Origin of the sequence: Rudaeicoccus suwonensis (assembly GCF_007829035.1) — a bacterium.
Classification (GTDB): domain Bacteria; phylum Actinomycetota; class Actinomycetes; order Actinomycetales; family Dermatophilaceae; genus Rudaeicoccus; species Rudaeicoccus suwonensis.
Genome location: NZ_VIVQ01000001.1, coordinates 254586 through 276601, shown reverse-complemented (window position 1 = coordinate 276601; position 22016 = coordinate 254586). Strand labels below are relative to the sequence as shown.

The 22016-nt window shown below is 67.0% G+C and carries 25 protein-coding genes; 6 read left to right on the top strand and 19 right to left on the bottom strand.

All coding sequences use genetic code 11. The features are described 5' to 3' along the window. Positions 1-36: 36 nt before the first annotated feature. Positions 37-375, bottom strand: a complete 339-nt coding sequence (locus BKA23_RS01340; RefSeq protein ID WP_145224818.1) for an ArsR/SmtB family transcription factor — start codon at positions 373-375, stop codon at positions 37-39. 84 nt (positions 376-459) lie between these two features. Here BKA23_RS01340 and BKA23_RS01335 point away from each other — a divergent pair, with 84 nt between their 5' ends. Continuing rightward, positions 460-1569, top strand: a complete 1110-nt coding sequence (locus tag BKA23_RS01335) for a cation diffusion facilitator family transporter (protein ID WP_145224816.1) — start codon at positions 460-462, stop codon at positions 1567-1569. Positions 1570-1609: 40 nt separating this feature from the next. Here the strand turns inward: BKA23_RS01335 and lysS are convergent, their stop codons facing one another. The 12 genes from lysS to BKA23_RS01275 form a co-directional block, all read right to left on the bottom strand. Next, entirely contained in the window at positions 1610-3343 is a 1734-nt protein-coding gene (gene lysS / locus BKA23_RS01330; RefSeq protein WP_145224814.1) for a lysine--tRNA ligase, read from the bottom strand. A 90-nt stretch (positions 3344-3433) separates the two neighbouring features. Beyond that, positions 3434-3727 carry a hypothetical protein gene (locus BKA23_RS01325; RefSeq protein ID WP_145224812.1) on the bottom strand — a complete coding sequence of 98 codons (294 nt, stop codon included), beginning with the start codon at positions 3725-3727 and terminating at the stop codon, positions 3434-3436. Beyond that, the gene (locus BKA23_RS01320; protein WP_145224810.1) at positions 3717-5024 is read right to left on the bottom strand and encodes an adenylosuccinate synthase; all 1308 of its coding nucleotides are present in this window, start codon (positions 5022-5024) and stop codon (positions 3717-3719) included. The genes BKA23_RS01325 and BKA23_RS01320 overlap by 11 nt, the downstream gene beginning before the upstream one ends. Before the next feature lie 152 nt (positions 5025-5176). Then, positions 5177-6124 carry a helix-turn-helix domain-containing protein gene (locus BKA23_RS01315; protein ID WP_145224808.1) on the bottom strand — a complete coding sequence of 316 codons (948 nt, stop codon included), beginning with the start codon at positions 6122-6124 and terminating at the stop codon, positions 5177-5179. Positions 6125-6214: 90 nt separating this feature from the next. Next, on the bottom strand, positions 6215-7315 hold the full coding sequence (locus BKA23_RS01310) for a LacI family DNA-binding transcriptional regulator (protein WP_145224806.1): 1101 nt from the start codon (positions 7313-7315) through the stop codon (positions 6215-6217). 12 nt (positions 7316-7327) lie between these two features. Further along, complete coding sequence (locus BKA23_RS01305; RefSeq protein WP_145224804.1) at positions 7328-7729, bottom strand: DUF3151 domain-containing protein; 402 nt, start codon at positions 7727-7729, stop codon at positions 7328-7330. A gap of 10 nt (positions 7730-7739) precedes the next feature. Next, positions 7740-8765: a class II fructose-bisphosphate aldolase gene (gene fbaA / locus BKA23_RS01300; RefSeq protein WP_145224802.1), complete on the bottom strand. Its 1026-nt coding sequence runs from the start codon at positions 8763-8765 to the stop codon at positions 7740-7742. Positions 8766-8815: 50 nt separating this feature from the next. Further along, a complete protein-coding gene (locus BKA23_RS01295; RefSeq protein WP_145224800.1) occupies positions 8816-10117 on the bottom strand; it encodes an RNA polymerase sigma factor in 1302 nt (433 codons plus the stop codon). Then, positions 10118-10471 (bottom strand): YciI family protein, encoded by a 354-nt coding sequence (locus tag BKA23_RS01290; protein WP_170226324.1) that lies wholly within the window; start codon positions 10469-10471, stop codon positions 10118-10120. 1 nt (position 10472) lies between these two features. Next, positions 10473-10829 (bottom strand): YciI family protein, encoded by a 357-nt coding sequence (locus BKA23_RS01285; protein WP_145224796.1) that lies wholly within the window; start codon positions 10827-10829, stop codon positions 10473-10475. A gap of 105 nt (positions 10830-10934) precedes the next feature. Next, positions 10935-11564 carry a TrmH family RNA methyltransferase gene (locus tag BKA23_RS01280; protein WP_246104394.1) on the bottom strand — a complete coding sequence of 210 codons (630 nt, stop codon included), beginning with the start codon at positions 11562-11564 and terminating at the stop codon, positions 10935-10937. Between the two features lie 13 nt (positions 11565-11577). Beyond that, entirely contained in the window at positions 11578-12561 is a 984-nt protein-coding gene (locus BKA23_RS01275; RefSeq protein WP_145224795.1) for a helix-turn-helix transcriptional regulator, read from the bottom strand. A gap of 88 nt (positions 12562-12649) precedes the next feature. Here BKA23_RS01275 and BKA23_RS01270 point away from each other — a divergent pair, with 88 nt between their 5' ends. Beyond that, complete coding sequence (locus BKA23_RS01270) at positions 12650-13264, top strand: DinB family protein (protein ID WP_145224793.1); 615 nt, start codon at positions 12650-12652, stop codon at positions 13262-13264. A 151-nt stretch (positions 13265-13415) separates the two neighbouring features. On the opposite strand, the gene BKA23_RS18070 is transcribed toward BKA23_RS01270, so the two are convergent. Next, the gene (locus tag BKA23_RS18070) at positions 13416-13538 is read right to left on the bottom strand and encodes a hypothetical protein (RefSeq protein ID WP_281287518.1); all 123 of its coding nucleotides are present in this window, start codon (positions 13536-13538) and stop codon (positions 13416-13418) included. A gap of 78 nt (positions 13539-13616) precedes the next feature. On the opposite strand from BKA23_RS18070, the gene BKA23_RS01260 reads away from it, so the two are divergent. Next, positions 13617-14297, top strand: coding sequence for a DedA family protein (locus BKA23_RS01260; protein ID WP_145228058.1), 681 nt, complete (start codon positions 13617-13619; stop codon positions 14295-14297). Here BKA23_RS01260 and BKA23_RS01255 read toward each other — a convergent pair. Next, positions 14281-15531 (bottom strand): MFS transporter, encoded by a 1251-nt coding sequence (locus BKA23_RS01255; protein WP_170226323.1) that lies wholly within the window; start codon positions 15529-15531, stop codon positions 14281-14283. The genes BKA23_RS01260 and BKA23_RS01255 overlap by 17 nt on opposite strands. A 248-nt stretch (positions 15532-15779) precedes the next feature. On the opposite strand from BKA23_RS01255, the gene BKA23_RS01250 reads away from it, so the two are divergent. Further along, a complete protein-coding gene (locus tag BKA23_RS01250) occupies positions 15780-16379 on the top strand; it encodes a winged helix-turn-helix domain-containing protein (RefSeq protein WP_145224789.1) in 600 nt (199 codons plus the stop codon). Here the strand turns inward: BKA23_RS01250 and BKA23_RS01245 are convergent. The 4 genes from BKA23_RS01245 to BKA23_RS01230 all read right to left on the bottom strand — a co-directional run bounded on the left by BKA23_RS01245 (position 16352) and on the right by BKA23_RS01230 (position 19610). Beyond that, positions 16352-17062 carry a sirohydrochlorin chelatase gene (locus BKA23_RS01245; protein ID WP_145224787.1) on the bottom strand — a complete coding sequence of 237 codons (711 nt, stop codon included), beginning with the start codon at positions 17060-17062 and terminating at the stop codon, positions 16352-16354. The two genes, BKA23_RS01250 and BKA23_RS01245, sit on opposite strands and share 28 nt — an antisense overlap. Next, a complete protein-coding gene (gene cobA / locus BKA23_RS01240; protein ID WP_145224785.1) occupies positions 17055-18176 on the bottom strand; it encodes a uroporphyrinogen-III C-methyltransferase in 1122 nt (373 codons plus the stop codon). Before cobA ends, BKA23_RS01245 begins: the two co-directional genes overlap by 8 nt. 115 nt (positions 18177-18291) lie before the next feature. After that, positions 18292-18846, bottom strand: a complete 555-nt coding sequence (pyrE, locus tag BKA23_RS01235; protein ID WP_425473726.1) for an orotate phosphoribosyltransferase — start codon at positions 18844-18846, stop codon at positions 18292-18294. Further along, a complete protein-coding gene (locus BKA23_RS01230) occupies positions 18843-19610 on the bottom strand; it encodes an SDR family NAD(P)-dependent oxidoreductase (RefSeq protein ID WP_145224783.1) in 768 nt (255 codons plus the stop codon). Before BKA23_RS01230 ends, pyrE begins: the two co-directional genes overlap by 4 nt. A gap of 37 nt (positions 19611-19647) precedes the next feature. Between BKA23_RS01230 and BKA23_RS01225 the strand changes: the two genes are divergently transcribed. Both BKA23_RS01225 and BKA23_RS01220 read left to right on the top strand, forming a co-directional pair. Next, complete coding sequence (locus BKA23_RS01225) at positions 19648-20439, top strand: exodeoxyribonuclease III (RefSeq protein ID WP_145224781.1); 792 nt, start codon at positions 19648-19650, stop codon at positions 20437-20439. A gap of 80 nt (positions 20440-20519) precedes the next feature. Next, a complete protein-coding gene (locus BKA23_RS01220) occupies positions 20520-22007 on the top strand; it encodes a flavin-containing monooxygenase (protein ID WP_145224780.1) in 1488 nt (495 codons plus the stop codon). Positions 22008-22016: the final 9 nt, after the last annotated feature.

Genomic DNA, 22016 nt, shown 5'->3' with positions numbered 1-22016 from the left:
GACTGCCCTCAGCACATCTGGGTGGCCGGCTGCGCCTCAGCGCACCTGATGGTCGGCGTGGAACAACGCCTCCGTCAGCAGCGTCCGCATGTGAGAACCGTTGAGGCTGTAGACAATTCGTCGTCCGTCGCGAGTTCCGGTCACCATCGCCGCAAGGCGGAGCTTCGCCAGATGCTGACTGGCCACCGTCGGGCGGCATCCTGCGACCTCGGCCAGCGAGGCGACGTCGAGATCCGCATCGCGCAACGCCCACAGAATCCGCACCCGGGTGGCATCCGCCAGCAGCGAGAAGGCCGTCACCGCCGCATCGACCTGCCCATCGGTCAGATCACCGGAGTGCACATCCTCGTCCGCGGACGGTTTGGGCTCTGGCATGCGCTCGACTATAGTCGTGAATCGACATATGCGAATATGCGCATATGTCGATAATGACAACGAACACCACTACCGGGAGCCGACATGAGCCAGCAGAAGGTGCCTCTGTGCAGCGGCACTGTGTCGTCAGACGCGCTCGGCCCCGGCACCACCGGCCGAGGCAGCATCGCCCCGGTCAACACAGGGCCCGAAAGTGCCGCCCGGCAAGGCGATTCGCCCCTTGGTCACGGCCATGAGCACTCGCACGACCACCCACATGGCAGTGATCATGGCGCCGCTCACGGCGGTCATCACGGTCACGACCACGGGGTGCGCTCCGATGCCGACCAGCGCTACCTGATCGGCGCGCTGGCACTGCTGACGGTGTTCATGATCGGCGAGGTCATCGTCGCCTTCACGTCCGGATCGCTGGCACTGCTGTCCGACGCCGGGCACATGCTCAGCGACATCGGCGCCATCGCCGCCGCGCTCTGGGCCATGCGGCTGGCCGCCCGACCGGCCTCCGGCTCATGGACCTTCGGCTGGAAGCGCGCCGAGATCCTGTCCGCCGCCGGCAACGGGATCACATTGCTGGTCGTCGCGGCGATCATCGGCTTCGAAGCGATACAGCGACTCATCGACCCGCCGCCGGTCGAAGGTGGCCCGGTGCTGGTCGTCGCGCTGGTCGGTATGGCGATCAACGTCGTCGCCGCCTGGCTGCTGGCACGCGCCAACCGCACCAGCCTCAATGTCGAGGGTGCCTACCAGCACGTGCTGACCGATCTCTACGGATTCGTCGGCACCGTCATCGCCGGAATCGTCATACTGACAACGGGTTTCGTGCGCGCCGACGCCATCGCCTCACTGCTCGTCGTCGCCCTCATGCTGTATGCCGCCTGGGGTCTCCTGCGTGCCAGTGGCCGTGTGCTGCTCGAGGCGGCGCCCGAGGGCGTCGACATCGCCGTCGTCCGCGAGCACATCCTCGAAGTCGACCACGTGCACGCCGTGCACGATCTGCACGTCTGGACGGTGACCTCCGACCTGCCGGCGCTGTCGGCGCACGTCGTCGTCGACGACACCTGCTTCGGCGACGGTCACGCGCCGCAACTGCTCGACGAACTGCAGGCCTGCCTGCAGGGGCACTTCGACGTCGACCACTCCACGTTTCAGCTGGAGCCGGCCAGCCACGGCGACCACGAAACCGGTGCACACTGAACGCGACTCAGCCGCTGGACGACTGAGTCGCGCCAGCGCGTCAACCGCCCAGCAGACTCCGCACTCGCTCGGGACCGACAGCCAGCAGCAATGTCGGCAGGCGAGGACCCGTGTCCTTGTCGACCAGCAGGTTGTAGAGCAGCTTGAAGAACTGCCGCTGGGCTGCGGCGAGCTCCTTGTCGCCCTTGACGATCTGGTCGGGGGCCAGACCGCGCTGCACCTTCGGCACGGCATACACCTGGTGCGTCAGGCCCTCGAGCGACCAGGCGTCCTCCAGTCGCGGCAGCCCGGAGTCGTTGCCTTCCAATAGGATTCGTATGCCGGAGCGCTCGAGATCGCTCAACGACTCCAATGCCGCCGCCACCTCGGAACGCACGACGGTGCGGTCTTCGTCGGCCATCTGCGTGGCCACCCATCGCTCGACGCAGTCCAGCCGCGGTCGCAGCGCCTCCACCGAACTGACCGGGTCGGCCGGATCCAGGGACGTCACGATACGCAGCAGCTGCTCCTGGTCACCGGTGGTGATGTCGACGATCGACGCGAGCGTGCGATACGACACCGGCCGCGGTGTCGTCGGCAGCACCGAGTGCGCCACCGAGGATGCCCGCGTGTAGGCCGCGACATCACCGGCCTGGCCGGAGCCGTTCGCGACCTTGACCACGAGCGAGTCCCACTCGTCATACATGCGCTGGATCTCGGCATCGAAGGCGATGCTGAACGCCTGGTTCGGCTTGCGCCGGGCGTACATCCACCGCAGCAGTTGCGGTTCCATGATCTGCAGAGCGTCGGCCGCGACCGGCACGCCGCCCTTGGAAGACGACATCTTGGCCATGCCCTTGATGCCGACGAAGGCGTACATCGGCCCGAGCGGGCGCTCCCAGCCGAACATCGGCGCGAGTTCCTTGCCGACGACGTATGACGAGCCCGGCGACTGGTGGTCGACGCCGGACGGCTCGAACAGCACCCGCTCATACGACCAGCGCATCGGCCAGTCGACCTTCCAGACCAGCTTGCCCTGCCGGAAGCTGCGCAGTTCGACCGTCTCGGTGTGGCCGCAGCGGCAGGTGTAGGTGAGGTCGGTGCTCGCATCGTCATACGCGGTGACGGTGGTGAAGTCGGTGCCGCACACTGTGCAATAGGGCTTGTACGGGTAATAGCCCGTGCCACTGCTGCCGTCGTCCTCGGCAGCCGCGCCGGAACCTGCTTCCGCCTCGGCCGCCGCTGCGGCTTCTTCGGCGGACAGCTTCTGCTGCTTGGCCTTGGCCGGGCCGAGGGTGCGGTACTGGTCGAGGACCTTGTCGATCTCGGCGCGCTGCGACATCGCGAACAGGATCTGCTCGGTGTAGGCGCCGCTGGTGTACTGCTGCGTCTGGCTGATGCCGCGGTATTCGATGCCGAGCTCCGCCAAGCTCTGCTCGCACTGCAGCCGGAAGTGCTCGGCCCAACTCGAGGCAGCAGAGCCCTGCGGCGGCGGCACGCTCGTCAGCGGTTTGCCGATGTGCTGCTCCCAGTCGCTGGTCACACCGGGCACATCGGGCACCTTGCGGAACCGGTCGTAGTCGTCCCAGCTGATGATGTGCTCGCACTCGATGCCGCGCCGACGCACCTCATCGGCCACCAGGTGGGGAGTCATCACCTCGCGCAGGTTGCCCAGGTGGATCGGGCCGGACGGCGACAGCCCGGAGGCGCAGACGACCTTGGTCTCCTTGGCCTTGGCGTCGGCGATCACGTCGTCGGCCAGTCGGGACACCCAGTCATCGAGTTGCTCAGTCACGACCGCCAAGTTTAGGGCTGTATGCCGCAGCTCCCGACCACCCGCCCGCGCGTGAGACACCGGCACATCCGGTGGCGGGCACAGCCGTCGTCAGCTGACCGCCATGGCCCACTGCAGCAGGAACAACCCGACCAGCGCGGCCGGGATCGCACCGACCAGCAGGCAGCCGGCCTGGGCGTACCGGCCCTGCTGCCGGATGCTCTCCGGCGACCGGCCGGCCACCGACCGCAGCCGCCACCAGCCGACGGCACCCGCGACGGCGAATCCCAGAAACAGCAGCGCGAGGGTCCAGATGGTGATGCGGAAGACCAGCGGCGGCGTCTTGCCGCTGACGGTGCGGGCGGCCAGCGCGGTCAGCGCGTCGGTCGTCACGTCAGTCGTCACCGAGCAGGTTGTGCCGCACGATGACCTCGGCGCGACCCGGACCGACACCGATCACCGAGATGCGTGCACCGATCCGCGCTTCGACGAACTCCACGTAGGCGCGGCAGTTGGCCGGCAACTCTTCGTAGGAGCGGCAGTGCGAGATGTCCTCGAACCAGCCGGGCAACTCCTCGTAGATCGGTGTCGCGTGGTGGAAGTCGCTCTGGTTCATCGGCATCTCATCGTGCCGGACCCCGTCGACGTCATACGCGACGCAGACCGGCACAGTCTCCAGCCCGGAGAGCACGTCGAGCTTGGTCAGCACGAAGTCGGTGATGCCGTTGATGCGGAAGGCGTAGCGCCCGATGACGGTGTCCATCCATCCGCAGCGGCGCGGACGCCCGGTGGTGACTCCGAATTCGGCGCCGGTCTTGCGCAGGTATTCGCCTGAGTCGTCGAGCAATTCGGTCGGGAACGGGCCTTCGCCGACGCGCGTGGTGTAGGCCTTGAAGACACCGATGACCCGATCGATCCTCGTCGGCGGTATGCCCGCCCCGGTGCATGCACCGGCGGAGATCGCACTGGACGACGTGACGTAGGGGTAGGTGCCGTGGTCGACATCGAGCAGGGTCGCCTGACCGGCCTCACACAACACGAGCTTGCCCGCGTCGAGCGCCTCGGAGATCTCCAGTGAGGTGTCGGTGACCATCGGACGTAGCCGGTCGACATACTTCAGCATCTCGTCGACGACCTCGTCGACCGCCATCTCGCGCCGGTTGTAGAGCTTGACCAGGATCTGGTTCTTGGACTCCAGTGCCGCGGCGACCTTTTGCCGCAGGATCGACTCGTCGAACAGGTCCTGCACCCGGATGCCGATGCGGTTCATCTTGTCGGCGTAGGTGGGGCCGATACCGCGGCCGGTGGTGCCGATCTTGCGCGACCCGAGGAAGCGCTCGATCGTCTTGTCGAGGACCCGGTTGTAGCTCGGGATGACGTGGGCGTTGCCGCTGATGCGCAGCGCGGAGGTGTCGATGCCGCGCGCCTGCAGACCGTCGAGCTCCTCGAACAGCACGCTGAGATCGATGACAACGCCGTTGCCGATGACCGGCGTGACGCCCGGCGACAGGATGCCGCTGGGCAGCAGGTGCAGCGCGTATTTCTCACGGGATCCGTCGGGTTGTTCGATGACGACGGTGTGGCCGGCATTGTTGCCGCCGTTGAACTTCACGACGTAGTCAATCCGGTCACCGAGCAGGTCGGTCGCCTTGCCCTTGCCTTCGTCGCCCCATTGCGCACCGACGAGCACGATCGCTGGCATTGCTGCTGCCCCTATCGAGAGTAAGGATCGAAGGCCGCGGGCCGTATGCCGAGCGCCTCCATCAAGCAGTGCATCAGGCTACCCGGCTGATCACCTGCCCGTGCGTCGTGCCCAACCCGCCGGCCACCGACAACGTATGCCGCAGGGCTGTGTCAGCGGTCGCGTTCGGCGATGCGCAGCGCCAGCTGGAACCTGCTGCTGACTGCGTGCTCGCGCATCAGCGCGGCGATCCTGCGACGCACGGTGCGCAGCGAGACACCCATGACGCGGGCGATCGCCTCGTCGGTGAGCCCCTGGCGCATCCACTCCACCAGCCGGTCCGACGAGTCGTCGTCGGAGTCGCGCGCCGTCGACACCGACCACAACCGGTCGAAGAGCTCGACGAAGGCGGCGACGACCATCGGATCGCGCAGCACCACGTAGTCACCATCGGCGCGACCCCATTCAGTGGTCGTCAGCGCGACCTCATCGCCGAAACACACGAATTCAGACGGCAATTGGGCTGCCAATCGCTGCTGATCCCCTGCCGCGGCCCACTGCGCCAGCCGGTCGGCGTCGTCGTCGACGGCGCCCGGCAGATAGAGCGAGCGCTGCTCGCGGCCGGCTTCGAGCTGCGAACGCACCGTCGGAAAGTCGCCGATCAGGCGTAGCGGCGACGCCGGGCACGCCTGCCGTATGACGCCGACCGTCGAGGCGACGAGGTGCTCGTGCACGGACGCCAGGACCGCGCGATCCACCCGCTCCCGCGCGGGTTGCGTGGCAGACGACAGCTCCTGACCGACGCGGTGGTCGGCGGCGAAGGTGTCGATGGCGTCACGCACCCGGGCGAGGTCCTGCCGGCGCGTGGCCAGCCGCGCCTCCTCGACACTGACGACCCGCTCGAGCGCGGCCCGCGGATGGTCGGCGACGAGTTGGCCGATGTCGGTGACGCGCACGAGCCGGCGGGCGCGTAACTGCTCGAGGGCGTTCTCGGCCTCGGAATCGGTCCAGCCCAGGCGGGAGACGTGTGCTGCGAGGGTCTGCCCCGGCATCCGCAACACGTGGCGGTAGAGCTCCTCGCCCTCCGCGGCGACGCCCAGCACCAGTAGTCGGCCGTCCATGCCGCTAGCGTATGCCGAGGCTGTCGAGTCGGACGGGATGTGTCATACCGGCGCAGTCCCGATCGGGGCTTGCAGCCACCAGGCGGTTGCTCAGCGTGTCGGCGGTCCGACCGAGTCGCGGGCGACCAATTGGGACGGCAGCAATCGTCGGCGCGGCGTGTGCTCGACACCGCCAGTCTGATGATTGCTCGCACCGGACGTGATCTTGTTCGGGGCGGTCGCGGTGACGAGCGTGATGAGGCGCAGCATCGCCGCGACGCCCATCTCCGTGTGCGGGAGGGCGAAGGTCGTCAGCGGTGGCACCAGGTTGGCCGCGAGGTCCTCCTGGTCGTCGAAGCCGAGGATGGACAGGTCGCCTGGCACCGTCAGCCCGAGCCGGGCAGCAGCGAGCATGGTGCCGGCCGCGATTCGGTCGTTGATGCAGAAGACCGCCGTCGGGCGTTCATCTGCGACGACGTCGAGCATCTGCATGGCCGCGTGATAGCCCGCGTCGATGGACCAGTCGCCTGGCACCAGGCTCACCGACGGAGAGATGCCGGCCGTGGCCAGTCGCTGCTGGAAGGCAGTAGTGCGCCACTCGCCTGCCACGTCGGGCTCGCCTGCCGCATTGGTCAAACCGGTGATGGTCGCAATGCGACGGTGCCCGAAAGACAGCAGGACATCGGCTGCCTCCGCGCCGCCGCTGGTCTCGTCGGGGATGACCGACTCGAGCTCGTCGCCAGGCATGAAGCAATTCGCGAGCACGGTCGGCAGGCCGGCGCGGGCGACGTCGCTCACCTCGCGCAGATTCATCGACGCATAGATCAGGCCGTCCACCCGGCGCGAGCGAAACTCCTGCGCCGCGCGTGCCTCCACCTCCGGCTGCTGGTGACTGTCGAAAACAGCTGCCAGATAGCCATTTTCGAGCGCACAGCGCGACGCTCCGGCGATCAGCCGTCCGGCGAACGGACTCGACGCGATTGTGTCGGTGACGATGCCGATCAGATGCGTGCGCTGGGTCCGCAGACTGCGGGCGCCGGGGTGCGGAGAGTACTTCAGCTCTTGCGCCGCTGCCCGGACACGCTCCTGCACCTCGAGGGCGACATTCCCATCCGCCTTGCCGTTGAGCACGAACGACACTGCGGTGCGCGAGGTCCCGGCGAGATCTGCCACATCCTGCGCCGTGGCCGGCCTGTCTTCGCGCGAACTCATGGTGAGTCTTTCTTAAAGGCCCAGTTCCCGAGCACCGGTCGCGGAGGAATCGCGCAAGAAGTCGGCGCAGCGGCGCTGTTCCTCGGTCTCGCCGATCGCCCCGGCAGCCGTTGACAGCGCGGCAAGGGAGCGCAGGAACCCACGATTGGGTTCGTGCTCCCAGGGCACCGGCCCCTGACCGCGCCAGCCCGCTTTGCGCAGCGAGTCGAGGCCGCGGTGGTAGCCGGTGCGCGCGAACGCGTATCCCTCGATCGCGTCGCCGTCGTCCAGAGCGTCTTCTGCCAAGGTCGCCCAGGCGATCGACGATGCGGGATAAGAGCGAGCCACATCGCGCGGGTCGACGCCTTGTTCCAGCACCGAAACCGCAGGATCGACAGGGAGTTTCGTCTCCGGAATGCCCAACAGGTTGCTCATGTGCGCCCTCTCAGACGTGCTTGCCCGCGGAGCCGAGGTTCTCGCACGCCTCGACGACGCGCGCCGACATACCTGTCTCCCCTGCCTTGCCCCACGCGCGCGGGTCGTACTTCTTCTTGTCACCGACCTCGCCGTCGATCTTGAGGACGCCCTCGTAGTTCTCCAGCATCCAGCCGGCGATAGGCCGGGCGAAGGCGTACTGCGTGTCAGTGTCGACATTCATCTTGACGACGCCATAGGACACGGCCTCGGCGATCTCCTTGGGATCAGAACCGGAGCCGCCGTGAAAGACCAGGTGGAAGGGCTTGTCGTCGGCGGTCTTGAACTCTTCGTGCACCGCCTCCTGGGCCTTCTTGAGCACCTCCGGGCGCAGCTTGACGTTGCCGGGCTTGTAGACACCGTGCACGTTGCCGAAGGTGAGAGCGGTCATGTAGTAGCCCTGCTCGCCGGTGCCGAGTGCCTTCGCGGTGGCGATGGCGTCCTCCGGGGTGGAGTAGAGCTTGTCGTTGATCTCGCCCTCGACGCCGTCCTCCTCGCCGCCGACCACGCCGATCTCGACCTCGAGGATGATCCTGGCCTCCTTGCACTGGGCCAGCAATTCCTCTGCGATCTGGAGGTTTTCGTGCAGTTCGACCGCGGATCCGTCCCACATGTGCGACTGGAAGTAGGGCAGTCCGCCCTGCTTCACCCGCTCGATCGAGGCCGCGAGCAGTGGCCGCACGAACCCGTCGAGCTTGTCCTTGGGGCAGTGGTCGGTGTGCAGGGCGATGTTGACGTCATACGACTTGGCGATCTCGTGGGCGAAGGCGCTCATCGCGAGCGAGCCGGCCACCATGTTCTTCACGCCCTGGCCGGAGAAGTACTCCGAGCCACCGGTCGACACCTGGATGATGCCGTCGCTGCCGGCGTCGGCGAAGCCCTTGATCGCGGCGTTGAGCGTCTGGCTGCTCGAGACGTTGATGGCAGGGTAGGCGAAGCCGGACTTCTTGGCCCGGTCGAGCATCTCGGCGTACACCTCAGGTGTCGCGATCGGCATGGCGGAACTCCCTCTATGAGCGGTGTGTTGTTGCGTCGGCCTGAAGTCTTTCACGACCCGGGGAACTGTGTCGCGGATGCGACATCTACCGGGATCGGCCCGCTGCCGGGGTCGACGTGACAGGAGCCGAACGCTTGCACCCGCTTCAGCAGCGCCGCGCGTTCGGGCGCGTTGTCACAGCGCTCGATCGCGAGGCTGTATGCCGTAAGCGCCTCCTCCGACCGGCCGGCGCGGGCCAGCAGTTCGGCGCGCACAGCGGGTAGCCGGTGACTACCGCCGAGTTCGTCGTCCAGACCGTCGAGTATGCCGAGCCCGACCGCCGGGCCCTGCGCCTGCGCAACCGCGACGGCGCGATTGAGCCGCACGACCGGCGATCCCGTCAACGCCTCGAGTTCGGCATACAGTGCGGCGATTCGCACCCAGTCCGTATCCGCGGCGGTGGGCGCCGTTGCGTGCACCGCCGCGATCATCGCCTGCAGCAGGAACGACTGAGCGACCGCGGACAGGGTGCTCGACCGACCGATCAGCGGCGTCATCAGGTGCAGCGCCCGGTCGATCTCGTCGAAGCGCCACAGCCGGCGATCCTGGTCGTCCAGCAGCACGAGTGATCCGTCAGCGCTGGTGCGGGCAAACCGGCGCGAATGCTGCAGCACCATCAGGGCGTGCAGCCCGACAAGAGCCGGATTACGTTCTGCTGCAACGTCATTCGTCCGCACCAACTCCACGAGGCGGATCGCCTCACCGGCGAGGTCGATCCGGACGACGTCAGGCCCGCTGCCGGGCGCGTAGCCCGCGGTGAACGCCAGATAGGCCACCAGGGCGACGGTGTCGAGGCGGCTCGCAAGCACCTCCGGCTCCGGTATGGCGAAGGGCACGCCCGCGGCCACCACCTTCTTGCGTGCCCGCGTCAGACGGGCGGCCATGGTCGGCTCCGACACCAGGAAGAGCCGCGCGATGTCGGCCGTCGCCACTCCGAGCACCAGTCGCAGGGTGAGCGCCGCCCCGGCCTCCGGCGCGAGCGCGGGGTGTGCGGCCAGCAGGACCAGTCGCAGCAGGTCGTGCCCGTCGTCGGAGACCGTCGACTCCCGCTGTTGCTCCTCGACCGCGATCAGCGGCATCTTGCGGGCTGCGATCGCCTCCGCACGCTGCCGGTCCACGATCCGGCGACGGGCCACCGTGACCAGCCACGCCGCCGGCGACTCTGGCGGTCCGTCGATCGGCCACCGACGGGCCGCCGCCTCGAAGGCGTCGGCCAGTGCATCCTCCGCCAGATCCAGCCGACGCGTCTGAGCGAGGAGCAGGGCCAGCAGGCGGCCCCACTCCTCGCGCCAGACGGTCTCGAGATCGGGCACCTAACCGTCGAGTCCGTCCACCGTGACGCACGGCCGGATCTCGAGGGCGTAGCAGTCCGGCAGCAGCTCACACCAGGTGGTGACCTGATCGAGATGATCGGCCTCCAGCAGATAGAAACCACCGATCACCTCGGAGCTTTCGGCATACGGGCCGTCGGTCATGGCCCAACCGGCGTCGCCGTGACGCAGGGTGGTCGCGGTGTCGACACCGGCCAGCGCCTCGCCCGCGAGCAGGTGCTCGCCGACGACGCGGTGGAAGTCGATGTGGTTCTGGTGCCAGCGCTGTCGCTGCTCAGGGCTCGCATCCGTCCAACCGTTCGGCGAATGCGCAATGATGACAAGGTATTTCGTCATATCACTCATGCCCTCCCAGTTCGCGTAGCTCGATCAGATCACCGGTGGAGGCCAGGTCGCTGCAGATCGCGACGAGGTCGTCCTTGTCCGGGGACTCGATCAGATAGAAGCCGACGATCTGCTCGACGGATTCGGTGAAAGGGCCGTCGCTGACGATGGTCTTGCCGGTGCCGTCGGGCCGCATCGAGATCGCTTCGGACGACGGTGTGAGCGGGCTGGCGGTGACGACGCGGTGGCCGCGGTCGGCGAGCGCCTTGTTGAACCGCTCGTGTGCTCGTTGACCCTTCTCGTGCTCCGACGCCGGCAGTGCAGCCCATTCCTGCTCGGGTGCGGGCAACAGGACCAGATAGCGCTTCATGGTTCTCCTTCGGATGGAAGCGGTGACACCACCATGACGGTTCACGTCGATCGAAATCGACACCTTCGTCGATCGGATTTCCGGCGACCGGCCGGGCCGGTCGGCTCAGGCGTTGCCGTGCACGTGCTGCATCACCCAACGGTGCATGGCGATCGCCGCCGCCGCACCGGCATTGATCGAACGCGTGGAGCCGAACTGCTCGATGTGCAGCACGTCGGTGCAGGCAGCCTGCATCTCGTCGGTGAGGCCCGGGCCTTCCTGACCGAAGACCAGCACGCATTTCCGTGGCAGTGCAAAAGTCTCGATCGGACGACTGCCGGGCACATTGTCGATGCCGATGAGAGGTATGCCGTCCGCGCTCGCCCAGAGCGCGAGGTCGGCGACGTCGGGGTGGTGGAACTCGTGCTGGTAGCGGTCGGTCACCATGGCGCCGCGGCGGTTCCAGCGACGCTTGCCGACGATGTGAAATGCCTTGACGTTGAATGCATTTGCGGTGCGTATGACGGAACCGATGTTGAAATCGTGTGCCCAGTTCTCCACCGCCACGTGGAATTCGTGGCGACTCAGGTCGAGATCGGCGACGATCGCGTCGTGCGCCCAGTAGCGGTAGCGATCGGCCACATTGCGTCGATCACCGTCGGCGAGGAGGGTTTCGTCATACTTGGGGTCCGGGCTGCCGTCCGCCGACATCGGCCACGGTCCCGGCCACGGCCCGACGCCCACCTGCTCATCCACGGCGCTCAGCCTCTCACCGGTGCGCACCCGTCGCCGAATCCGCGCGGCTACCGCCGGCCTGCGCTATCCCCAGGGAGCGTTCGGCCAACCTGCCGTATGCCGCAACCAGCTCCGCGTTGTCGAGCACCTCGAAATCCACCGGCAGTCGCAGCAACCACCAGGCGAGCATGTCGAGGTCGTGAGCGCCGACGTGCAGGGTGCACGACTCGGCGCCGGTCGCGATGAGTTCGCCCCAGCCTCCGACGAGTTCGGCGATCTCATCAGCGGCACACGCGAATCGAAGGGTCGCTTCGTGGTCGTAGCCGGCGCTCATCGACCGCCGCACGAAGGCCTCGGCGTCGGGGGCTTGGCGTGGCCTGAAGACGAAGGTCGAGGCGCGGACCTGCGTCATACGGTCCAATCTGAACGAGCGCCAGTCATCGCGGTCGAGGTCGAAAGCCATGAGATACCAACGCCGTCCGGTCGCAATGACTCGGTAGGGCTCGATCCGGCGGGAGCTGGCTGCGCCGTCGCGTGCGATGTAGTCGAAGCGCGCCTGATGGTGTTCGCGGATCGCGCGGGCCAACACCAGCAGGTCATCGGCGGCAACCTTGATCGGCCGGTAGTCCATCGTCACGGTCGCCTCGCGCACGGCGTTCACCTGCGCACGTATGGCGGCCGGCATCACTTGGTCGAGCTTGGTCATGGTGCGCAGCGCGGCCTCGCCGACACCCGCGACGGTGCCACCCGCGGCAAGCCGAAGGCACACTGCGACCGCCACGGCCTCGTCCTGATCGAGCAGCAACGGCGGCAGCGCACGACCGGCGCCGAGTTGGTATCCCCCGCCGGTGCCGCGGCTGGCCTGCACCGGGTAACCCAGCTCGCGAAGGCGCTCGACGTCGCGGCGCACCGATCTGGTCGTGACGCCGAGTCGGTCCGCGAGTTCGTCGCCGCCCCACACGGCCTGCGCTTGCAGCAGGCCGAGCAGTTGCAGCAGTCGTGCGGTCGTTTCTGCCATGCCAGAAGTGTTACGCAATCAACGGACAGAAACTGTCCTATAGCGGCTTCATCGTGGTTTCGGCAACAGCCCGACCAAGGAGGACACCATGCCCGGCCACGCACCACAGACCGACGACGAAGCCCGACTGCTCGCGGGATTCATCACCCAGCAACTGCTGGGCCTGGTGGGGGCGGCTTTCGGGCTGTCCGACACCGAACTGCGTTCGCATCCGACGACCTCGACACTCAGCATCGCGACGCTGGTCAAGCACAGCGCGCGATGCGCCGCCGGCTGGCTGGACCGGGCCGGCGCGGCCCCCGGGCCGTGGCCGGCGCCGGGAGACACGACCACCCGCGAGGACCGGATGCAGGAGCACCTCGACCAGTTCCGCCTCACCGACGACGACACTCGCGAGACCTTGCTGGCCGAACTCGAGGCCGTCATCGACCGGGTGGCCCACGAGGTGCCGGCATACAACCTCGACGAGCGCGTTCCCGTGCCGCGCGATGCGCCATGGTGGCCGCGCGACATCGACTTCTGGAGCATCCGCTGGGTGCTGCTGCACATGGTCGAGGAACTCGCCCGGCACGCCGGTCACGCTGACATCATCCGCGAATCCATCGACGGCGCAACGATGTTCGAACTGATGGCCGCGGTCGAAGCCTGGCCGGCCACCGATTGGCTGAAGCCGTGGTCACCTCCTGCGCCAGCGACGCGTTGACCCGCGCGAGACGGACTGGCCCTGGCACTGGACGCCCTTTGTCGCCAGTCACGTGGCTGACATGTCGATAAGTTCCGCCAGATCGCGCCCTACCCGTAAGTAATCGTCATCGCGGCCACTTAGCTGACGTGAGCAGGCGGACCAGGTGCGCTCAGTGCAGAAAGCGGGACAAGAACCGTCGGGTGCGCTCCTCCTGCGGATCGCCGAGCACCTGCTCGGGGCGACCGCGTTCGAAGAGGACGCCGCCACGCACGGGACCAGTGGGTTGCGTCATACATCGCTGTGATGACGCTGCGAGCCGACCCGACGACGGACGCCGCACCGAATCCGCTCCCGTACCCTTGCAGGCGTGATGCACTCCCTTGGCCCGAGCTTCATGGACCCCCAACACCTGCTGAACCAGTTCGGCGGCGCGTTCTTCTTCGTCTCGCTGCTGATCGTGTTCATCGAGTGCGGAGTGCTGTTCCCGATCCTGCCCGGCGACTCGCTGTTGTTCTCGATCGGACTGTTCAGCTCCAGCGACAAGTTCCATTTCCACGTGCCGCTGTGGGTGTCGATCCCCTCGCTGATGATCGCCGCCTTCGCCGGCAATGTGACCGGCTACGAGATCGGCCGCGCGGTCGGCACGCCGATCTACGAGCGTGACGGGCGGATCCTGAAGAAGAAGTACTTCGAGCAGACCAGCGCTTTCTTCGACAAGCACGGCAACAAAGCCCTGGTCATCGGCCGCTTCGTGCCGATCGTGCGCACCTTCATCACCCTGGTCGCCGGAGCAAGCCGGATGGATCGCAGGCGCTTCTTCACCTGGTCAGCGGTCGGCGCGGTGCTATGGGTGCTGATCGTCACGATCGCCGGCATGTTGCTGGGCAAGGCCTTTCCCGGCCTGGCGGACAAGATCGACATCGCGATGCTGGTCGTGGTCTTCCTGTCCGTGCTGCCGATGCTCTACGAATACGTCAAGCACCAGCGAGAGGCCAAGGCAATCGCTGCTGAAGTGATCACCGCTGCGGAAGACATCACCGACCACCACTGACGCTCACGACATCGCCTTGTATGACGGGGCTGACCTTGCGGACGCGCAGCGTGCCGAGCGCCAGGATGGTGACAACGAGAGCAGTGCATCCGCCGATCACGAATGCCTGACGGATTCCGAGCCAGGAGCCGAGTCCGCCGAAGGCGACCAGCGACACCACATTCGCGACCTGCATCAGACCGTTGATCGCAGCGCTGACCTTTCCGCGGTCGGCATCAGCGGTTCGCCCGACGAACAACGCCCCGAAGCACGCATTCATCAGCGCGCACGCGACACCGATGACCACCGACATCATCAGCACCAGCCAGTACCAGGGGCTCACTCCGTCGACGAGCACACCGACACCGATTGCCATGAAGCCACACAACGTCCCGCGCACCCGGCCACCGTCGCTACGGACCCGGGCGGCGAGCACCGATCCGGCAACGGCACCCAGCGTGAACACCAGTTCGCCGAGCCCGTACCAGCCGGCGGACATCCGCAGCACGTCTCGCACCAGGAAGACCTCCACGACGTTGACCCCGCCGAGGACCAGCACCACGAGAAGTGACGCGATCAGCAGAGGCCACACCACGGGATCGGCCCGCACGACACGAACCCCGGCCGTCGTCAACGCCGTTCGCGGTGCGGATCCATCGGTCGCGTTGTCGACGACGCTGTTGCGACGGGTGCGTATGGCGAGCGCCGCGATCAACAGGACTGCGAAGGTTGCAGCGTCGGCAGCAACGGCCAGCTTCGCGCCCACTACGCCGTAGATCACCGCGCCGATCGCTCCGCCGATGGGGCCGAGCGACATCGTGACGCCCTGTTGCAGCGCGATCAGTTCACCGACCCGATCCTCGCCGACGATGCGTGGACCCAGCGCCGTCCACGTTGGACCGACAAACGCCTGCGCGGTCTGCACCACGGCGACCAGCAGGTAGATCACTACAAGCCGCGAAGCGAAGACGAGTGCGCAACACGCCATGACCTGCACGCCGATGCCGACGGTGAGCACGCGACGCGAATCACGACGATCTGCAACGTGTCCCGCGACGCCCATCAGCATGATCAACGGGAGCGCTTCGACCACCAGCAGGCCAGTGACAGCCCACGGCCCCGCCCCGCTGTCATTGATCCGCAACAGCAAGACGACCGCCAGGATGCTGTCGCCCAGAACGGACAACGCCCTCGCGGGTATGACGATTTGGGCATCACGAAGCCGCCATACCGATATGTGAACGTTTTCTTTCACATTTATGAAGGTAGTGCTTCAATTAATTCACGGCAAGAGACGCCGTAGCCGACCGTGGGCGGTCGGATGCAGGCTCGCCCCAAACCGAACGGTCCCTGCAACATCACGTCGGCCTCGAGACGGCGTCGAATTTCACGGCACTCACGGGTTGACCGCAAAGCACCGTCGGCGGCACGGGTTCTGGTGCACGATGAGGACATGTCCGCGAACGCCCGTCGAGATCACACACTCTGGTGAGTAGGACCGCAGTGGCAACCAACGAAGACGCTCCGCAGACCGATCACGCCGAGCAGGCGGTGCGGCCCAAGCGGGTGCTCACCCTCGAGGATCCCAAGGCGATGCGGGCATTGGCCCACGGCGTGCGGCAGCAGGTGCTCAATCTGCTGTCGGAGCAACCGGTGATCACCGCGACGGAGGCCGCCCAGGCCTGTGGAGTCAGTCCGTCGGCGATGAGCTACCACCTGCGCGCGCTGGAGAAGTGGGGCATCGTCGAGCGCGTGCTCTCTGCGGATGGCCGCGAACGCCCATGGCAGATGGCCGCCGACTCCATCAAGATCGACCAGAGCGCCATGGGCGAGGCGAGTGTCAGCGATGCCGGGCACATGCTGAGCGCCTTCGTGGCTCAACTCGACGCGACGCTGCGCGCTCTCATCGAGCGTGGCGATGACGCCGATTCGCTCACGATCGCGCAGGTACGCAGGGTGTGGCTGACTGACGAGGAGTCCGCAGATATCGACCGCGTCGTCAACGAAGCCTCGGAACGGTTCAGCGACCGGCGACGCGGCGCAAAGCGTCCACCGGAGGCGAAACTGCGCGAGCTCTACTGGCTGAATCTGCCGAAACCGTAGGCATCGGCAGCCTCGTCGGCTCGCTGCAGCGCAATCTGCACGATGCGCTCGTCATTGCCGAGGGGCGCCGTCACCGCGTCGGCACCTGCGTCATACAGGCGGTCGTGGAACTGCCCTTCGCCCAGCAGGTATGCCGCAACCGCCACCCGTGTGGCACCGTCGCGTCGCGCTTGGGCGACCGCTTGGACCACCGAAGGTGTTGCGGCTGAACCAAATCCGACGGTGACCGGCCCGCGCCACACCTGTTGGAGGTAGGTCGCGGCAAGGCCGGTCGCGGTCGTGGCCTCCGGCCTCGACGACCCTGCCGCAGCCAACACCACCGCGTCGCCGGGCTCAGCACCTGCGTCGATCAGCCGGTCGCGCTGGAGCTGCGCCAGCAGCGGATGCGGACCGAGGGCAGGTGCAGCAGTCGCGGCAGCATGCGGCGAAACGGCGTCGGCGATGTCGACCTGGACGTGGTAGCCGGTGGACAGCAGCAGCGGCACGACGACAACTGAAAGTCCCTCTGCGACAAGCGATTCGACAACGACGCCGACCTTCGGGTGCTGCACGTCGACATACGCGTCGACGACGCGGGTCGAGGGCAGAGCCCGGGCGACAGCCTCGGTCAGAAGTTGCACCGTCCGTCGCCCACCGGCGTTGTCGGTGCCGTGCGCCACGAGCACGATCGCGCGTTCAGGCACGCCCGCCGTCCGCAGCCTCGTCGCCGAGAACCGTTGACACGTCACCGAATACGATTACCGCTGGATTGGTGATGCCAGCCGTCTCGACGGCGTCGGCGATCGTGCCGAGAGTGGCCACGACCTGTCGCTGCTGCTCGCTCCAGGCGCTCTGCACCACGGATGCAGGCGTATCCGCGGGTTTGCCGGCGGCGATCAACGCAGCAGACAGTTCACGCAAGCGGCCCATGCCCATCAGCACCACGATGGTGTGCGGCCAGTCGGCGAGCACCTGGGCGTCGACCGCGTCATGGCCGGAGATGACCAGCACGCCATGTGCAACGCCGCGATGAGTGACCGGGACATTGGCCGCAGCCGGACCAGCGAAAGCCGAGGTCACTCCGGGCACAACCTCCACCGGCACGCCGGCCGTCCGGCAGGCGAGGATCTCCTCCCCACCACGGCCGAGGACAAAGGGGTCGCCGCCCTTGAGCCGCACGACATAGTCGCCGCGCTGCGCGCGTTCGACCAGCAGAGCGTTGATCTCGTCCTGCGGCACCGGATGGTGGTAGGGCGTCTTGCCCACGTCGATCACCTCGGCATCGGAACCCAGGCTGCGCAGCAGCCCGACGGGCGCAAGGCGGTCAGTGACGACCACGTCGGCGCGGGCGAGTTCGCGGCGGCCGCGGACGGTGATCAGGTCGTCGGCGCCGGGCCCACCTCCGACGAGCACGACCTTGCCGAGGTGAGCACCCTTGTGCCGCAACGAGATCGACGCCTCCGAGACTGCAGAGTCGAGATCACCCTGATCGACGACGCGGGCGCTCGATGCTTCGAGGAAGACACGCCGCTGGTCGGTCCACGCTTCGAGTGAGGCACGTTCTGATGCATCGGCCTCCGGTGCGCTGACCCACCACGCGTCGTCGAGATCTGAGGCTGTCACCTGCCTGTCGATCCATTGCACGTCGGTCGCGCGATCGGCATACAGCCCGGCGAGGTCCTCGCACAGGGTCGGCGCGACGATTCGCAGAACGGCACCTTCGGCGAGCAGTGCTTGGGCGCGCGAGGCGGCCGCAGGACCTCCGCCGACAACGACCACCCGGCGACCGGTCAGCGCGAGCGCGACGAACTCGGTCATGGGCTCACCTCACTGGTCATGCCGGCTGCTGCGCCGGACGGAACCTCCAGTGTTCCACTAGTGCTCTATGGATCTCATAATACGAGATTATAGTGTCTGGCCCGCGCTGCGGCGGCTACTCCAGGCCGAGATCAGCGAGTCCGTAGGCCGTCAGGTAGCTGACACCTTCGGCTTCGATCCGGTCGCTCGCGCCGGTCGAACGGTCGGCGATCACCGCAACCGCGGCGACCTCGGCTCCGGCCTCGCGCACGGCGGCGACCGCATCGAGCGCGGACCCGCCGGTGGTGGAGGTGTCCTCGACGACCAGCACGCGCCGGCCCTTGATCGAGGGGCCTTCGACTCGCTGCTGCAGGCCGTGGGCCTTGCCGGACTTGCGCACGACGAAGGCGTCCAGTTGTCTGCCTTGTGCAGCGGCCGCGTGCAGCATCGCCGTGGCGACCGGGTCGGCGCCCATGGTGAGACCACCGACTGCGTCATACGTGAGGTCGGCGGTCAGGTCGAGCATGACCTCACCGACCAGCGGAGCCGCCTCACCGGAGAGGGTGATGCGGCGCAGGTCGACGTAGTAGTCGGCTTCCTTGCCGGAGGACAGAGTCACCCGCCCGTGGACGATCGCCTGATCCTTGATGAGCGAGAGAAGTCGATCACGTGTGTTTTCAATGGAATTCACTGTGGACGATGCCTTTGCGCGAGGAGTCCGTTACGGACGAGTGGACGGGGGAGGACCCGCAGTGCGGTTGATGCGATTTTGTACTGCCACCCCGGCACCGAGATGACTTTGCCCTTGTCGACGTCGTCGAGGCAGTCACGCACGAGTGCGTCGGCCTGCAACCACATGAAGTCGGGTATGCCGTGGCCTCTGATGCCGGCGCGTTCGTGGAACTCGGTGCGGGTGAACCCGGGGCAGAGCGCAGTGACGGTGACGCCGGTGCCGGCCAACTCCTGCGACAGCCCCTCGGAGAAGACCGTGACGTAGGACTTGGCTGCGGCATACGTGCCGGAAGCCATGAACCCCGCGACCGACGAGACATTGACGATGGCGCCGTGGCCACGTTCGCGCATTGCCAGGCCGGCGGCGTGCGACAGGACCAGCACCGAGCGGACCAGGACGGTCAGCATCTCTTCCTCGTCCTGCACGTCGTTGCGCAGGAAGGGCTGCTTGAGGCCGAAGCCGGCGTTGTTCACGAGCAGGTCGACGGGACGGTCCCGGTCGGCCAGTCGATCGGCGACGACCTGCATCCCCTCACGTTGCGACAGATCGGCGACGAGCACCTCGACGGCGATGCCGTGGTCGCGCTCCAACTGCGCGCTCAGCTCGCGCAACCGGCCCTCGTTGCGGGCGACGACGACCAGGTCGTGCCGCCGTGCGGCGAGCTGGACCGCAAACGTCCGGCCGATGCCTGCGCTTGCTCCGGTCACCAGTGCGGTTGCCATGACTGGTGAGTGTAGGTGGCTCGCCTAGGCTGAACGGGTGCGCATCGCAACCTGGAACGTCAACTCCGTCCGCTCCCGCATCGACCGCGTACTCGGGGTGCTGGAACGGCACGACCTGGACGTCCTGCTGCTGCAGGAGACCAAGTGCCGCGACGACCAGTTCCCGACGATGCCGCTCAGCGCCGCGGGCTACGAGGTGGCGATGCACGGCCTGAACCAGTGGAACGGCGTCGCTGTCATCTCGCGCGTCGGGATCGAGGACGTCCGCGTCGGCTTCGAGAACATGCCGACGTACGGCGAGCCACCTGTCGCCGAGGCCCGTGCACTCGGCGCGACGTGTGGCGGCATCCGGGTCTGGTCGCTCTACATCCCCAACGGCCGCGAGATCGGGCACGAGCACTTCCACTACAAGCTGGACTGGCTGGCGAACCTGCGCGCCACCGCAGCGGGTTGGCTCAGCGCCGACGCCGACGCGCAGGTGCTGCTCGCCGGTGACTGGAATGTCGCACCCACCGACGAAGACGTCTGGGATCCGGCCTTCTTCGAGGGCAAGACCCACGTCACCGACGAGGAGCGCGCCGCCTTCCGTGCCGTCGTCGACGCCGGTTACGCCGATCTGGTGCGACCGTTCACAGCGGAGCCGCGGACCTTCACCTACTGGGACTACACGCAGCTGCGGTTTCCCAAGAAGCAGGGCATGCGGATCGACTTCGCGCTCGGCTCCCCCGCGCTCGCTGCGCGGGTCACCGACGCCGAGATCGATCGCGAGGAACGCAAGGGCAAGGGCGCCTCGGACCATGCGCCGGTGCTGGTCACCCTGAGCGACTGACCCGCAACCCCCGGATTCGCGGCGAACCAGCCGAGCGTGGTCCCGGGACCATCGGCTACGGCCGGGTAGCCTCGGGACTCATGAGCGCACGCGTCGACCACGACCTGGTCATCATCGGCAGCGGCTTCTCCGGGGTCGGTATGGCGATCGCCGCCAAAGCTGCGGGACGCGACTACCTGGTGCTGGAAAAGGCCGACGAGATCGGCGGCACCTGGCGCGACAACCGCTACCCCGGGTGCGCCTGCGACGTGCCGAGCCACCTCTACTCGTTCTCTTTCGAGCCCAATCCCTACTGGTCGCGCGCCTACGCGACAGCCGACGAGATCCAGGACTACCTGCTGTTCTGCGTCGAGAAGTACGGCATACGTGAGCAGGTGCGCTTCGACAGCACGGTGCAGCAGATGACGTATGACGACGGTTTGGGCGCCTGGCACTTGTCCGTTGCGTCCTCCGCCGGCGAGATCCAGCACATCGTCGCCGGAGCGGTGGTGCTCGGGGTCGGAGCGCTGCACGACCCGGTGCTGCCCGACATACCGGGCATCGAGCACTACGCCGGCGAGGTGATGCACACCGCCGCGTGGGATGTGAACGCCACGATGTTCGGCAAGAAGGTCGGCATCATCGGCACCGGCTGCAGCGCCGTGCAGGCGATTCCGCATCTGGCCGAGGACGCCACCCACCTAACCGTCTTCCAGCGCACGCCGGTGTGGGTGCTGCCCAAGCTGGACCCCGAATTCCCCGAGTGGCTGATCGACGCCTACGAGAAGCGGCCCTGGCTGACCAAGCTGCACCGGGCCCGGATCAAGGCCTACAACGAGGTGCGCTCACTGGCCTTCACCAAACAGCCTGCTCTGCTGAAGGCGATGTCCAAAGTCGCTCTGCACCATATGCATTCGGCAGTCAAAGATCCGGAGTTGCGCGAGAAGCTGACCCCGTCATACACGATGGGATGCAAGCGCATCACGATGTCGAACACCTACTTCCCGACGCTGGCGCGCGATGACGTCACGCTCGAGACGTCCAGCATCACCGGCGCCGATGCGACCGGTCTGATCACCGCCGACGGCACCCATCACACACTGGACGCGGTCGTCTTCGCCACCGGCTTCGACGTCGCCGGCTCGTACCGGCACCTGGACGTCACCGGCCTGCAGGGGCACCGCTTGGCGGACGACTGGGATGCCGGGATCGACTCGTTCTACGGCGTGACCGTGCCGCACTATCCCAACCTGTTCTTCCTGCTCGGCCCCAACACCGGTCTCGGACACACGTCGGTGCTGCTGATGATCGAGGCACAGATCCGGCTCATCGACACCCTGCTCGACGAGCGGGACAAGCGCGGGGTCACCGCGGTGGCCGTGCGCCCCCAGATCGTGCCGGCTCACATGGCGCAGATCGCCCGCCGCAGCGATGACACCGTCTGGAAGTCCGGCGGCTGCAACAGCTGGTATCTCGACGAGCGCGGCGAGAACCGAAGCCTGTGGCCGGAATCCGTCATCGCCTACGAGCGCAAGCTGGCTCGGCCCGATTTCGTCGACTACGAGTTCACCGGCTCGGCGGAGTTCTGACCGCCCGCC